The sequence below is a fragment of the Streptomyces sp. NBC_00523 genome, from assembly GCF_036346615.1.
GTDB lineage: Bacteria > Actinomycetota > Actinomycetes > Streptomycetales > Streptomycetaceae > Streptomyces.
The window spans coordinates 235,948-251,235 of sequence record NZ_CP107837.1 but is presented as its reverse complement, the minus strand read 5'-3'; the positions used below and the strand labels follow the sequence as shown (position 1 = coordinate 251,235).

10 protein-coding genes are annotated in these 15,288 nt (G+C 72.8%); all 10 read left to right on the top strand.

Annotated elements, in window-relative coordinates; all coding sequences use genetic code 11:
- Positions 1-13 precede the first annotated feature (13 nt).
- Positions 14-970, top strand: a complete 957-nt coding sequence (locus OHS17_RS33610) for an aromatase/cyclase (RefSeq protein WP_330315579.1) — start codon at positions 14-16, stop codon at positions 968-970.
- A 131-nt stretch (positions 971-1,101) separates the two neighbouring features.
- Complete coding sequence (locus OHS17_RS33605) at positions 1,102-2,871, top strand: acyl-CoA dehydrogenase (RefSeq protein ID WP_330315578.1); 1,770 nt, start codon at positions 1,102-1,104, stop codon at positions 2,869-2,871.
- On the top strand, positions 2,868-3,698 hold the full coding sequence (locus OHS17_RS33600; RefSeq protein WP_330315577.1) for a 4'-phosphopantetheinyl transferase family protein: 831 nt from the start codon (positions 2,868-2,870) through the stop codon (positions 3,696-3,698). Before OHS17_RS33605 ends, OHS17_RS33600 begins: the two co-directional genes overlap by 4 nt.
- 280 nt (positions 3,699-3,978) lie before the next feature.
- Positions 3,979-6,084 (top strand): condensation domain-containing protein, encoded by a 2,106-nt coding sequence (locus OHS17_RS33595; RefSeq protein ID WP_330315576.1) that lies wholly within the window; start codon positions 3,979-3,981, stop codon positions 6,082-6,084.
- A 47-nt stretch (positions 6,085-6,131) separates the two neighbouring features.
- On the top strand, positions 6,132-7,343 hold the full coding sequence (metK, locus tag OHS17_RS33590) for a methionine adenosyltransferase (protein WP_018106341.1): 1,212 nt from the start codon (positions 6,132-6,134) through the stop codon (positions 7,341-7,343).
- Positions 7,344-7,382: 39 nt separating this feature from the next.
- Positions 7,383-8,366 (top strand): carbohydrate kinase family protein, encoded by a 984-nt coding sequence (locus OHS17_RS33585; RefSeq protein ID WP_330315575.1) that lies wholly within the window; start codon positions 7,383-7,385, stop codon positions 8,364-8,366.
- Positions 8,363-11,833: a methionine synthase gene (gene metH / locus OHS17_RS33580; protein ID WP_330315574.1), complete on the top strand. Its 3,471-nt coding sequence runs from the start codon at positions 8,363-8,365 to the stop codon at positions 11,831-11,833. Before OHS17_RS33585 ends, metH begins: the two co-directional genes overlap by 4 nt.
- Positions 11,833-12,708 (top strand): methylenetetrahydrofolate reductase [NAD(P)H], encoded by an 876-nt coding sequence (gene metF, locus OHS17_RS33575; RefSeq protein WP_073865789.1) that lies wholly within the window; start codon positions 11,833-11,835, stop codon positions 12,706-12,708. The genes metH and metF overlap by 1 nt, the downstream gene beginning before the upstream one ends.
- On the top strand, positions 12,698-14,149 hold the full coding sequence (gene ahcY / locus OHS17_RS33570; protein WP_330315573.1) for an adenosylhomocysteinase: 1,452 nt from the start codon (positions 12,698-12,700) through the stop codon (positions 14,147-14,149). The genes metF and ahcY overlap by 11 nt, the downstream gene beginning before the upstream one ends.
- Before the next feature lie 269 nt (positions 14,150-14,418).
- Positions 14,419-15,228, top strand: coding sequence for an NmrA family NAD(P)-binding protein (locus OHS17_RS33565; RefSeq protein WP_330315612.1), 810 nt, complete (start codon positions 14,419-14,421; stop codon positions 15,226-15,228).
- Positions 15,229-15,288: the final 60 nt, after the last annotated feature.

Here is a 15,288-nt window from a genome sequence, read left to right as displayed (position 1 = left end):
AAAGAGGTGTGTGGTGTCGGACGTACGTGTGCACCGGACGAGGCACAGTGTCGACGTGGACGCCCAGCCGGGCGTCGTCTACGGGCTGATCGCGGACGCCGAGCGCTGGCCGCTGTTCTTCCCGCCCAACGTGCACGTGGAGCGCCTGGAATTCGACGGCCGCGACGAGCGGCTGCGCATGTGGGCGACCGCCAACGGCGACGTGCGGTCCTGGCTCTCCGAGCGGACCCAGGACCCGGCGGCGCGCCGCATCACCTTCCGGCAGACCCGGCCGCAGGCCCCGGTCGAGACCATGGAGGGCACCTGGATCGTGGAGGAACGCCCCGGCGGCGGCACCCGGCTGGTCCTGCTGCACGACTTCACCGTCGCCGGCGACCGCCCCGGGGACGTGGAGTGGGTCGAGACCGCGTGCGACACCAACTCCCGCGCGGAGCTGGCCAGTCTGAAGGGGATCGCGGAGCGCTGGACCCTGCTGGACGACCTCGTCCTGTCCTTCGAGGACTCGGTGCGCGTCCACGGCCCCGCCGAGCTGGTCTACGACTTCCTCTACCGCGTCGGCGACTGGCCCGAGCTGGTCCCGCACGTCTCGCGCCTCGACTTCACCGAACCGGCCCCCGGCGTCCAGGTCATGGCCATGGACACCGTCACCGCCGACGGCAGTACGCACACCACCGAGTCCGTCCGCATCTGCTTCCCGCACGCCGGGCGCATCGTCTACAAGCAGACCGCCACCCCGGCCCTGATGGAGGCGCACACCGGCGAGTGGTCCGTGGTGCCCGACGCGACCGGCGTCACCGTCGTCTCCCAGCACACCGTCGTCCTCCGCGAGACCGCCGTCGAACAGGTCCTGGGCGCGGGCGCCGGACTGCCCGAGGCCCGCCGTTACATACGCGAGGCGCTGGGCCGCAATTCGACGGCCACGCTCAACCTGGCGAAGCGGCACGCGGAGACCGCGATCCGCATGCTGTGAGACACCCCTGGGCTGTGTCCGGAGCGGTTCCCGAGCCGTTCTCCACCGCGTCACGAGCGGCCGCCCGCAGGGTCGAGCCACGCCCACCCGCACCCCGTGCCCGTACGACGAAGGAGGCGGACGCCGCCGTCATGACCACCCTCGCAGAGATCCCCGGGCGCCCCGCCCCCTCCTCCCCCGCCCCGGACCGTGCGGACGCGGACGCCCTCGCACGGGCGCGACGCCTGGAAGCACGGCTCGGCGACCCCTACGACCCCGGCAACCCGCACGGGTTCGCCGCCCTGTTCGACGCCGACGCCCGCAGCACCCCGCCCGAGGCGACCGAGGCGCTGCTCACCGAGGCGGGACTCGGCGCCGAGTTCGTGCCCGTCGCGCTGGGCGGCCTGCTGACCCGCGCCGATCTGCTGGCCCGGGCCCTGCGGCCGGTGTTCCGGCGCGACCTGGGGCTCGGCATGGGCCACGGCCTCATCTCGCTGTTCGCGGCGGGCGCCGTGTGGGCGGCGGGGGACGAGCCGCAGCGCCGCGCGACCGCCCGGCTGCTGCTCGGCGGCGGCCGGATCGCGATCCTGCACCACGAACTCGCCCACGCCAACGCCATCCTGCGCCACGAGTTCACCGCCCGCCCGGCCCCCGGCGGCCGCCTGATCAGCGGCCGCAAGGACGTCATCCTCAACGCGTCCCGCGCCGACCTCCACGTCGTCTACGCCCGCACCGACGAGGCCCCCGGCCCGCGCAGCCACTCCGTCCTGCTGCTCGACCCGGCCGGACAGGACCCGGTCCACCTGCGCCACCTGCCCCGGGTGGAGAGCTCCGGGATGCGCGGGGCCCTCTTCTCCGGGCTCGAGTTCGCCGAGCTGCCCGTGCCCGGGGACGCGCTCGTCGGCCACCCCGGCGACGGGGCCGGTATCGCCCTGCGCGCCTTCCAGGTGAACCGGAGCCTGATCTGCGGGCTCGTCACCGCCGCCGCCGGAACGGTCCTGCACTCCGCGGCGCGCGCCGCGACGGAGGGCCGCGCGAGCGGGGTCGCCCGGCGCTGGCACAAGCCGCTCACCGGGGTCTTCGCCGACCTCCTGGCCTGCGACGCGATGTCCACCACCGTCCTGCGCGCCCTCAGCCTGCTGCCCGCGAGCGCCCACCTCTTCGCCGCCGCCGTCAAATACGTGGTGCCCGAACTGCTGCGGGAGAACCTGGAAGAACTCGCCACGGTGCTCGGCGCCCGCGGCTACGACCACACGAACCCCGCGTACGGGGCACTCGGCAAGCTCAGCCGCGACCTGCCCGTCGCCGGGCTCGGGCACGCCGGAAGCGCGTCCTGCCAGTCGGTCCTGGTGCCCCAGCTGCGCGGCCTCGCCGAACGCTCCTGGTTCGCCGAACCCGAGCCGCCCGCCGAGCTGTTCACCCCGGGCGCCGCGCTGCCCCACCTGGACTACCGGCTCCTCGGCATCGCGGGCGGTGGCGACTTCATGGCCGCCTCGCTCGTCGCGACCGCCGAACGGCTCGCCCCGCTCCGCGACTCCGGCGGGCACACCGGCGCGCTGGCCGGGCTCGCCGAGGCGTTCGCCACCGAGCTGCGCGGGCTGCGCGCCCAGTGCCGCCGCATCCCGCCCGGCCCCGCCGCCCTCGCCGCCCCGGCCGTCGTCCGGCTCAGCGACCGCTACAGCCGGATCGTCGGCGCCGCGGCCGTGCTCGCCGTCTGGGAGGGCCAGGACGGCGCCGACCCGTTCCTCGCCGACCCCGCCTGGGCCGTGCTCGCCCTCACCCGGGCCGGGCAGCGCCTCGGCGTCCCCGTGCCCGCACTGCCCGACGGCGTCCAGGACCAGGTGCTCGCCGAGCTGATCCGCCGTCACGGCCAGGGCCTGGGCTACGACCTCGACGCGCTCCCGTACGAAGGCAGGCCATGACGAGCATCCCCGCGCCCGGTGCCGGGCGGATCAGCGCACCCCTTCACGTCGCGGGGCCCGGCGCGCCCTGGCACCTGGTGCGCGAAGCCATGGACCGCCACGGCAACGCCGTCGTCCACACCACCTGGGGCGAGTGGCTGGGGGCGGCCGTCACCCGGCCCGCCCTGCGCCAGCTCCTCGGCGGCGACTGGCAGCGCTACCGGCGCACCCAGGACCCCACGCTCCGCTACCGGTTCCTCGCCTCCCGTCTCGTCACCAAGTACACGGCGGCCGCCGCCCTGGGCACCGGACCGGCCGAGCTCGACCTCGCGTACCGGATCGGCGGCCGGCCCTATCTGCGCAGCCTCGACCAGATCGACGTGAGCCTCACCCACACCGAGGACATGATCGCCGTCGGCATCAGCCGCAACGGCCGGATCGGCGTCGACGTCGAACCCGCCACCCGGCCCATGTCGTACGACCTGCTCCAGGGACACGTGCTGACGCCCGCCGAGCGCGGGGCGCTGGAACACCTTCCGGAGGGGGAGCGGGCGGCGCGGCTGCTGCGGCTGTGGACGCTCAAGGAGGCGTACACCAAGGCGCTCGGGCAGGGGCTGCGGCTCGACTTCACCGAGTTCGGCTTCGCCGAGGGCGGCGGTGAACTGCTCGCGCCCGACGGCCGGCCCGCCGCCGACGGCGAATGGTCCTTCGACACCCACCGGGTCCTGGGCGGGCGGTACATGCTCAGCGTCGCCTGCCACGACACCGGCCTGTCCGGCTCCGCCGACACGACGGTCCGCACCATGCTCGACACGGGGTTCGCGGGGGCGGTCACCGAACTGCTCTGAATCGTGTCCCGCTCGGCCCCGCGTCCAGTCCCGCTGGAGGAGGACGCGGGGCCTTCGCATGCCCGCGTACGGTACGGGCCCGGTCGCCTCCCCCGACGGAACCCTGCGGGACCACGGCGCCCCACCACCGGACCACCGCCGTGTCAGTGCCGTGTCGGTCCCGTGTGGGCGGGCCCTCGCATACTCGTTCCGCATTCGCCGACAGAGGGGAGGGAGGGGGTCTCCCGCATGCGCGTCGCAGCCGGTCCGCCGCGCTCCCGCATGCGTGCCCCGCAGGACGATGACCACCGACCACTCCTCGCACCCCACCCCCGCCCGGGCCACCCCCGGCGGCCCGATGACCGTCGTCCTCGACCCCACCGGCCAGGACCCGGCCGCACCGCCCGTCCTGGAGCTGCGCGGCCCCGTGGACCCGCACCGCGTCGAGGCCGCACTCGACCGCCTGGCCCGGCTCGGTCCGCGCCCCGCCCCCTCCTGGCGGCCCAGCCTGGAACCCGCCGACGACGGACACCACACCCTGCGCCTCACCCCGGACGGGCCGCCGGCCACCGACGCCGCCGCGCCCTTCCCCGCAGGGCTCCTCGCGGACCTGCTCACCGTCACGGAGAGCGGCCCCGGGCCCGCGCCCCGGATCGAGCCGACCCCGCTGCAACGCGAACTCCTCGCGGACGCGGACGCGCACCCCGGCACCGAGGGCTGGTGCGAACAGCTCGCGGTCACCTGGTACGGGCCGCTCGACCCGGAACGGCTCGCTGCCGCCTGGCAGTCCGTCGCCGAACGGGAGAGCGTGCTGCGGGCCGCCTTCGAGGAGGGGCCCGAGCCGTGGATCGTCTGCCACGAGAGCGCCGGGCCCGAAGTGCTGCGCTTCCCGCACGGCAGCGTGGACTGGCACGCGCTGGTCGAGGCCGACCGGCGCCGGGGGCTCGACCCGCGCCGCCCGGGACCGCTGCGCGTCACCTTCCTGGGCGGCGGCCCGGACGCGGCGGGCAGCACCCGCGTCCTGCTGAGCTTCCACCCCGCGCTCCTGGACGACTGGAGCGTGCGGCTGCTGCTGCACGAGTTCTACCGCGCCTACCTGGCGGGCGGTGAGCTGCCCGGCGGCGCCCGCCGCCCCGACCTCGGCGACTACACGCGCTGGCTCGCGGCCCAGGACACCGCCCCGGCCCGCGAGTTCTGGCGCGACACCCCGCCCGGCCCCGCCACGCTTCCGCCCGCGGGCGACGGCACCGGCCAGGTCCGCGCCCGGATCACGCCCGAGGAGAGCGAACGGCTCGCCGCGTGGGCGGGGAGCCTCGGCTGCCCGGAGAGCAGCGCCCTGCACGCCGTGTGGGCGCTGGCGCTCTACCGGGCCGGCGGCCACGAGGGCGCGGCCGACATCGGCTTCAGCGCGGCGGTCTCCGGCCGGGGCATCCTCCTCGACGGCGTCGAACGGCTGCCCGCCGCCCTGCGCAACCCGCTGCCGATGACCGCGCGCGTCAACCCGTACGCCCCGCTCGCCGAACTCCCGGCGGGCCTGCGGGACCAGGCCCTGGACGTCGCCGGGTACGAGTGGGTGTCGCAGGGGCGCATCCGGTCCTGGACCCGCCCCGGCGGCCCGGCCGCGTCCGGCCGCACGGCCGCGTCCGGCTCCGCGCCCGCCCCGGCCGCCGTCCCGCGCACCGGCAGCCTCGTCGTCTTCGAGAACCGGCCGCGCCCGCCCGGCGACCTCGCACCGGCGCTCGCCGCGCTGGGCGTCCGCGTCAGCACCCCGGAGACGCTGGGCGCGCGCACCGGATTCCCGCTCACGCTCGTCGCCCACCGGGACGACGAGGGGGGCCTCGTGCTCACCGCCGGCTGCCTCGGGACGGGCCTCGCCCAGGCCGAGGACCTGCTCACCAGGACCGCGCACGCCCTGCGCGAACTGCCGCGCACGGCAACGCCCGCGACGACGGTCGGCGGGGCGCTCGCGCTCCTCGCGGGACCGCGGGACCGGACGCCGCGCGGACGGCCGGGCACCCGGCGCGGGGCCGCCCTGACCGAGCTGCGCCCCGCCGCGCGGCCCGGCACCGGCACCGTCTGCCTGGTCCGGGCGCCGGGGACCCCGCTGTCCGCGCTGACCCGGGTCGCTTACGCCTACCGGGGGCCCGAGGCCGTGGTGCTGCTGCGGCCGCCGCCGTACGCGGACGCCTCGGCCCCGGCCGACGACGCCGTGGTGGGGGCGCTGACCGACCTCGGCGGCCCGCTCGTGCTCGGCGCGTTCTGCGGGGGCGGCGAGCGTGCCCACGCGCTCGCCGGGCAACTCGTCGCCGCCGGTTCCCGGCCGCCCGGAGTGGTCCTCACCGGCACCGCCACCCCGGCCGGGGCCTTCGCCCACACCCTCGAAGCGGTGGTCCGCCGCATCCGGTGACCGCCGCGGTCACCGTCAACCGCCCCACCTCACACCTCAGGAGAGTCATGACGACACGTCTGTTCACCTCGGAGTCCGTGACCGAGGGACACCCCGACAAGATCGCCGACCAGATCAGCGACGCGATCCTGGACGCGCTCCTCGCACAGGACCCGGGCTCCCGCGTCGCGGTGGAGACCCTGATCACGACCGGACAGGTCCACATCGCGGGCGAGGTGACGACGTCGGCGTACGCGGACGTGCCGGGCATCGTGCGCCAGGCCATCCTCGACATCGGCTACGACTCCTCCGCCAAGGGCTTCGACGGCACCTCCTGCGGGGTCTCCGTCTCCATCGGCGCGCAGTCCCCGGACATCGCGCAGGGCGTCGACACGGCGTACGAGAAGCGCGTCGACGGCTCCGGCGACGACACGCTCGACCAGCAGGGCGCCGGCGACCAGGGGCTCATGTTCGGCTACGCGTGCGACGAGACGCCCAGCCTGATGCCGCTGCCGATCGACCTGGCGCACCGGCTCTCGCGGCGCCTCACCGAGGTCCGCAAGAACGGCACCGTCCCCTACCTGCGCCCCGACGGCAAGACCCAGGTGACGATCGGTTACCTGGGCAGCCGCCCGGTGCGCCTGGACACGGTCGTCGTCTCCAGCCAGCACGCCGCGGACATCGACCTCGACGGCCTGCTGGCCCCCGACATCCGCGAGCACGTCGTGGAGCACGTCCTGAACGAACTCGCCGACGAGGGCATCAAGCTGGAGACCGACGACTACCGGCTCCTGGTCAACCCGACCGGCCGCTTCGAGATCGGCGGCCCTATGGGCGACGCCGGTCTCACCGGCCGCAAGATCATCATCGACACCTACGGGGGCTACGCCCGGCACGGCGGCGGCGCCTTCTCCGGCAAGGACCCGTCGAAGGTGGACCGCTCGGCGGCGTACGCGACGCGCTGGGTCGCCAAGAACGTCGTCGCCGCCGGCCTCGCCACCCGCTGCGAGGTCCAGGTCGCCTACGCGATCGGCAAGGCGGAGCCGGTCGGTCTCTTCGTGGAGACCTTCGGCACCGCGAAGGTCGCGCAGGCCCGGATCGAGAGTGCCATCCGCGAGGTCTTCGACCTGCGCCCGGCCGCCGTCATCCGCGACCTGGACCTGCTGCGCCCCATCTACCGGCAGACCGCCGCCTACGGGCACTTTGGCCGCGAGCTGCCCGACTTCACCTGGGAGCGCACCGACCGCGTCGAGCAGCTCAAGGCCGCCGCCGGTCTCTGACCGGCGTCCACCGGCCCAGTCGAGAGGACAGGAGTTCGAATGCGTATCGCGGTGACAGGCTCCATAGCCACCGACCACCTGATGGTCTTCCCGGGCCGGTTCGCGGACCAGCTCATCGCCGACCAGCTCGCCCATGTGTCGCTCTCGTTCCTCGTGGACGACCTGGAGGTGCGGCGCGGCGGAGTGGCGGCCAACATCGCCTTCGGGCTCGGCTCGCTCGGACTGGATCCGCTGCTGGTCGGCGCCGTCGGCAGCGACTTCGCCACGTACGAGGTGTGGCTCAAGGAGCACGGGGTCGACACCGGTGCGGTGCGCGTGAGCGACGAGCGGCAGACCGCCCGTTTCTCGTGCATCACCGACCAGGACGACAACCAGATCGCGGCGTTCTACGCGGGCGCCATGGCGGAGGCCCGGGAGATCGACCTGACCGCAGAGGCGGCCCGGGCCGGTGGCGTCGGCTTCGTCCTCGTCGCCCCCGACGACCCGGCCGCCATGCTCCGGCACACCGCGGCCTGCCGGACCCTCGGCGTCCCCTTCGCCGCCGACCCCTCCCAGCAGCTCGCCCGCCTCGGCGGTGACGAGGTGCGCGAACTGGTCGACGGCGCCCGGTGGCTGTTCACCAACGAGTACGAGGCGGCCCTCCTGCTGGAACGCGCCTCCTGGGACCGCGACGACGTGCTGGGCCGCGTCGGCACCTGGGTCACCACGCTCGGCGCGCGGGGCGTCCGCATCGAGAGCGCCGGTGCCCCCGCCCTGACCGTGCCGGGCATTGCGGGCGTCGAGACGGCCGACCCGACCGGGGTGGGCGACGCGTTCCGCGCGGGCTTCCTCGCCGCGACGGTCCGGGGAGCCGGCCCGGAACAGGCTGCGCGCCTCGGCTGCGCGGTCGCCTCGCTGGCGCTGGCCGCCGTGGGGTCCCAGGCGTACGAGCCGGAGGCCGGGCGGCTGCTGGACATCCTGCGGCGGCAGTACGGCTCCGAGGCGGCGACCGCGCTCGCCCCCGTCCTGGGCGGTGCGTCATGACCGCGGGGGAGCGGGTCGCCGCGCTCCGGGACGCGCTCGCCACCCGTGTGGTGGTGGCCGACGGCGCGATGGGCACCATGCTCCAGGCCCAGGACCCGACGCTTGAGGACTTCCAGCAGCTGGAAGGGTGCAACGAAGTCCTCAACGTGACCCGCCCCGACATCGTGCGCTCGGTCCACGACGCGTACTTCGCCGTCGGCGTCGACTGCGTCGAGACGAACACCTTCGGGGCGAACCACGCGGCGCTCGGCGAGTACGACATCCCCGAGCGGGTCCACGAGCTGTCGGAGGCCGGTGCGCGCATCGCCCGGGAGGCCGCCGACGCGTTCACCGCGTCCACCGGCGAACAGCGGTGGGTCCTCGGCTCCATGGGCCCGGGCACCAAGCTGCCCTCGCTCGGTCACATCCGGTACGCCACGATCCGGGACGGCTTCCAGGCGAACGCCGAGGGGCTGCTCGCCGGTGGCGCCGACGCGCTGATCGTGGAGACGACGCAGGACCTCCTCCAGACGAAGGCCGGTCTGGTCGGCGCGCGCCGGGCGATGGACGCGACCGGGGTGCGGGTCCCGCTGATCTGCTCGCTCGCCTTCGAGACGACCGGGACGATGCTCCTGGGTTCGGACATCGGCGCGGCGCTCACGGTCCTGGAGCCGCTGGGCATCGACCTCATCGGCCTGAACTGCTCGACCGGTCCGGCCGAGATGACCGAGCACCTGCGCCACCTGGCCCGCCACTCGGCGACCCCGCTGATGTGCATGCCCAACGCGGGTCTGCCGGTGCTGGGCGCGGACGGCGCCTACTTCCCGCTCGGGCCCGACGGCCTGGCGGACGCGCAGCAGGCGTTCGTACGGGACTACGCCCTGTCGCTGGTCGGTGGCTGCTGCGGGACGACGCCGGACCACCTGCGGGCGGTGGTGGAGCGGGTACGCGGCAGCGTGCCGCCGGACCGCGTCCCGCAGCCGGAGCCGGGTGCCGCCTCGCTCTACCAGACGGTGCCGTTCCGTCAGGACACGGCGTATCTGGCGATCGGTGAGCGGACGAACGCCAACGGGTCGAAGAAGTTCCGGGAGGCCATGCTCGAAGGCCGCTGGGACGACTGCGTGGAGATGGCCCGGGAGCAGGTCCGTGAGGGCGCGCACATGCTCGACCTGTGCGTGGACTACGTGGGCCGTGACGGGGTCGCCGACATGGACGAGCTCGCGGGTCGTCTGGGGACCGCGTCGACCCTGCCGATCGTGCTGGACTCCACCGAGGTGGACGTGTTGCGCACCGGCCTGGAACGGCTGGGCGGGCGGGCCGTCGTCAATTCGGTCAACTACGAGGACGGGGACGGGCCCGAGTCCCGCTTCGCCAAGGTCACCGAGCTGGCCGCGGAGCACGGCGCGGCGCTGATCGCGCTGACGATCGACGAGGAGGGCCAGGCCCGCACCGTCGAGCACAAGGTCGCCATCGCCGAACGGCTCATCGCGGACCTGACGGGCAACTGGGGCATCCGCGAGTCGGACATTCTCATCGACACCCTGACGTTCACGATCTGCACCGGTCAGGAGGAGTCCCGCAAGGACGGGATCGCCACCATCGGGGCGATCCGCGAGCTGAAGCGGCGTCACCCGGACGTGCAGACGACCCTGGGCCTGTCGAACATCTCCTTCGGCCTCAACCCGGCCGCCCGCGTCGTGCTGAACTCGGTCTTCCTGGACGAGTGCGTGAAGGCGGGCCTGGATTCGGCGATCGTGCACGCGTCGAAGATCCTGCCGATCGCCCGCCTGGAGGAGGAGCAGGTCAAGGTCGCCCTCGACCTGATCTACGACCGGCGCGCCGAGGGCTATGACCCCCTGCAGAAGCTCATGGAGCTGTTCGAGGGCGTCAACATGAAGTCGATGAAGGAGGGCAGGGCCGAGGAGCTGGCCGCCCTGCCGCTGGACGAGCGGCTTCAGCGCCGCATCATCGACGGGGAGAAGAACGGCCTGGAGGACGACCTCTCCGAGGCGCTGACCACCCGCAAGGCCCTGGACATCGTCAATGACACGCTGTTGGAGGGCATGAAGGTCGTCGGTGAGCTGTTCGGCTCCGGCCGGATGCAGCTGCCGTTCGTCCTCCAGTCCGCCGAGGTCATGAAGGCCGCGGTGGCGTTCCTCGAACCGCACATGGAGCGGGCCGAGGGCGAGGAGGGCAAGGGCACGATCGTGCTGGCCACCGTCCGGGGCGACGTCCACGACATCGGCAAGAACCTGGTCGACATCATCCTCTCCAACAACGGCTACAACGTGGTCAACCTGGGCATCAAGCAGCCCGTTTCGGCCATCCTCGACGCGGCGGTGGAGCACAAGGCCGACGTCATCGGGATGTCGGGGCTGCTGGTCAAGTCCACGGTGATCATGAAGGAGAACCTGGAGGAGCTGAACCAGCGCAAGCTGGCCGCCGACTACCCGGTGATCCTCGGCGGCGCGGCTCTGACCCGCGCCTACGTCGAGCAGGATCTGCACGAGCTGTACGAGGGCGAGGTGCGCTACGCGCGCGACGCCTTCGAGGGCCTGCGCCTGATGGACGCGCTGATCGCCGTCAAGCGCGGCGTCCCCGGCGCAACCCTGCCCCCGCTCAAGCAGCGCCGCGTACCGCTGAGGGAGCCGCAGTTCGAGGAGCCGGTGAACGTCGGCCGGTCGGACGTCGCGGTCGACAACCCCGTCCCCGCCCCGCCGTTCTGGGGCAGCCGGGTCGTCAAGGGCATCCCGCACAAGGAGTACGCCTCCTGGCTGGACGAGGCCGCCCTGTTCAAGGGCCAGTGGGGGCTGAAGGGCGACACGATCGAGGCGGAGGGCCGGCCGAGGCTGCGGATGTGGCTGGACCGGCTGCGTACGGAGAACCTGCTCGAAGCGGCCGTCGTGCACGGCTATTTCCCGTGCGTGTCCAAGGGCGACGACCTGATCATCCTGGACGAGAACGGGCACGAACGGACCCGGTTCACCTTCCCCCGCCAGTCGCGCGGCCGCCATCTGTGCCTGGCGGACTTCTTCCGGCCGGAGGAGTCCGGCGAGACGGACGTCGTCGGGCTCCAGATCGTGACCGTCGGCTCGAAGATCGGCGAGGCCACCGCGGAGCTCTTCGCCTCCGGCTCGTACCGCGACTACCTCGAACTCCACGGCCTCTCCGTGCAGCTGGCGGAGGCGCTGGCCGAGTACTGGCACGCGCGCGTCCGCGCCGGACTCGGGATCGCCGACCGCGAACCCGACGGCCTAGACGGCATGCTGCGCACCGAGTACCAGGGCTGCCGCTACTCGCTGGGCTACCCGGCCTGCCCCGATCTGGAGGACCGGGCCAAGATCGCGGACCTGCTGCGGCCGGAGCGGATCGGGGTGCACCTGTCCGAGGAGTTCCAGCTCCACCCGGAGCAGTCCACCGACGCCATCGTCGTCCACCACCCCGAGGCCTCGTACTTCAACGCGGGCCGGGCCGGGGGTGGCCGGTGATGGGCCCGGTCGCGGACCGTCCGACGTACTCCTTCGAGTTCTTCCCGCCCCGCACCGCCCAGGGCGAGCGGACCCTGTGGCAGGCCATCCGCCGCCTGGAGCCGCTGGGCCCCGACTTCGTGTCCGTCACCTACGGCGCGGGCGGGTCTTCCAGGGACCGCACCATCGAGGTCACGAAGCGCCTGGTGACCGAGACGACCCTGCGGCCCGTCGCCCACCTGACCGCCGTCGGGCACTCGGTGGCCGAGCTGCGGCACATCATCGGCCAGTACGCGGACGCCGGGGTGCGGGACGTACTGGTCCTGCGGGGCGACCCGCCCGGGGACCCCAAGGGGGAGTGGACCGCGCATCCGGACGGCTTCCACCACGCCTACCAGCTGGTCGAACTGGTCCGTTCGCTGGGGGACTTCACCATCGGTGTCGCCGCCTTCCCCGAGCGGCACCCGCGCTCGGCCGACTGGGACAGCGACATCCGGCACTTCGTCGCCAAGTGCCGCGCCGGCGCCGACTACGCCATCACGCAGATGTTCTTCGACGTGGAGGACTACCTGCGGCTGCGGGACCGGGTGGCGGCGGCCGGCTGCACCACCCCGATCATCCCGGAGATCATGCCGGCCACCGACGTCCGGCAGATCCGCCGCTTCGCGGAACTCTCCGACGCCGCGTTCCCCGAGGACCTGGCCCACCGCCTGGAAGCCGCGCAGCACCGGCCCGACATCGCGTACGAGATCGGCGTGGCCCACGCGACGCTGATGGCCGACCGGCTGCTCGCCGAAGGCGCGCCCGGGCTGCACTACATCACGCTGAACAAGTCGACGGCGACCCTCGACATCCACCGCAACGTCATGAGCACTAGGAGCCTCCATGCCAGTTGAGACCATTGATTTCAAGGTCGCCGATCTCTCCCTCGCCGCTTTCGGGCGCAAGGAGATCACCTTGGCCGAGCACGAGATGCCCGGTCTGATGTCGATCCGCAAGGAGTACGCCGCCGCGCAGCCGCTGGCGGGTGCCCGTATCACCGGTTCGCTGCACATGACCGTGCAGACGGCGGTGCTGATCGAGACCCTGGTCGCGCTGGGTGCGCAGGTGCGCTGGGCGTCCTGCAACATCTTCTCGACCCAGGACCACGCGGCCGCCGCGATCGCGGTCGGCCCGGACGGCACGCCCGAGGCGCCCGCCGGTGTCCCGGTCTTCGCCTGGAAGGGTGAGTCGCTGGAGGAGTACTGGTGGTGCACGGAGCAGGCGCTGACCTGGCCGAACACGCCGACCGGTGGTCCGAACATGATCCTGGACGACGGTGGTGACGCCACGCTCCTGGTCCACAAGGGCGTCGAGTTCGAGAAGGCGGGTGCGGTTCCGGACCCGGCGACGGCGGACAGCGAGGAGTTCGCCTACATCCTCACGCTGCTGAACCGGACGCTGGGTGAGTCGCCGCAGAAGTGGACGCAGCTGGCGTCCGAGATCCGTGGCGTCACGGAGGAGACCACGACCGGTGTCCACCGCCTGTACGAGATGAATCGCGACGGAAGCCTGTTGTTCCCCGCGATCAACGTGAACGACGCGGTGACGAAGTCGAAGTTCGACAACAAGTACGGCTGCCGCCACTCGCTGATCGACGGCATCAACCGCGCCACCGACGTCCTGATCGGCGGGAAAACCGCCGTGGTCTGCGGTTACGGCGATGTGGGCAAGGGCTGCGCGGAGTCGCTGCGCGGTCAGGGTGCCCGGGTGATCATCACGGAGATCGATCCGATCTGCGCGTTGCAGGCGGCGATGGACGGCTATCAGGTCGCCACCCTGGACGACGTGGTGGAGCAGGCCGACATCTTCGTCACGACGACGGGCAACAAGGACATCATCATGGCCTCGGACATGGCCCGGATGAAGCACCAGGCCATCGTCGGGAACATCGGCCACTTCGACAACGAGATCGACATGGCCGGTCTGGCGAAGATCGATGGCATCGTCAAGGACGAGGTCAAGCCGCAGGTCCACACCTGGACGTTCCCGGAGGGGAAGGTCCTGATCGTGCTGTCCGAGGGGCGTCTGTTGAACCTGGGCAACGCGACCGGCCACCCGTCGTTCGTCATGTCCAACTCGTTCGCGGACCAGACCCTGGCCCAGATCGAGCTGTTCACGAAGCCCGAGGAGTACCCGACCGACGTGTACGTGCTGCCCAAGCACCTGGACGAGAAGGTCGCCCGTCTCCACCTCGACGCCCTCGGCGTCAAGCTGACGACCCTTCGCCCGGAGCAGGCTTCGTACATCGGTGTCGAGGTCGACGGCCCGTACAAGCCCGACCACTACCGCTACTGACCCCCACAGCCGTACGAGGTGATCGCCCAGAGACCCCCTGGAGAACCGCTAGAGACGAGGCCCGGTGACGTGGCTCGTGCGGCGAGGGGCTGCCTACGCTGCGGATGAAGGCCGTACCCGACGGTCCTTCCGCAGCCACCCCCCACCGGAGAGCGCCGCCACCGCCGCCACCGTGCGGACCCCCATATCCCTCCGCACGCGCCCACTCCCTCATGACGAGTAACGACGAGCACCACACCACCACGCAGGCCACGACAGACGGGACGAACATGACGAACACGACCCTTGTGATCGGCGGCACGGGCAAGACCGGGCGGCGGGTCGCCGATCGGCTGTCCGCCAAAGGGCTCCCCGTACGCATCGGATCGCGCTCCGGCACGCCCCCCTTCGTCTGGGAGGACCCCGCGACCTGGGACGCCGCCCTCGACGGGGTGAGCGCCGTCTACATCACCTACTACCCCGACCTCGCCTTCCCGGGGGCCGCCGAGACCGTCGGCGCGTTCGCGAAGGCCGCCGTCGCCAAGGGGGCGCGCCGCCTGGTGCTGCTGTCCGGGCGCGGCGAGGAGGGCGCGGTCATCAGCGAGGACAAGGTGAAGGAGTCGGGCGCGGACTGGACCGTCGTCCGCGCCAGCTGGTTCAACCAGAACTTCAGCGAGAGCTTCTTCCACGACCTGGTCATGGCCGGCGAGATCGTCCTGCCGACCGGGGACGCGGTGGAGCCCTTCGTGGACGCCGACGACATCGCGGACGTCGCCGTCGCCGCGCTCACCGACGACAAGCACATCGGCAAGACGTACGAGCTGTCCGGCCCGCGTCTGCTCAGCTTCGGCGACATCGCCCAGGAGCTCGGCAAGGCGACCGGCCGCACCATCACGTACATCCCCGTCGGCGTGGACGAGTACCGCCAGGCGCTTGAGGAGAACGGGCTCCCCGTCGAGTTCGCCGACCTGTTCGGGCTGATCCTCGACGGCCGCAACGCCCACCTCGTGCACGGGGTCGAGGAGGCCACCGGCCGCAAGCCGAAGGACTTCGCCGACTTCGCCCGGGACGCCGCCGCCAGCGGTGTCTGGAACGCCTGACCGACACCGGGACCCGTGGGACGGGCGGCCGCACACCGCGGCCGCCCGTCCCTGTCCCCG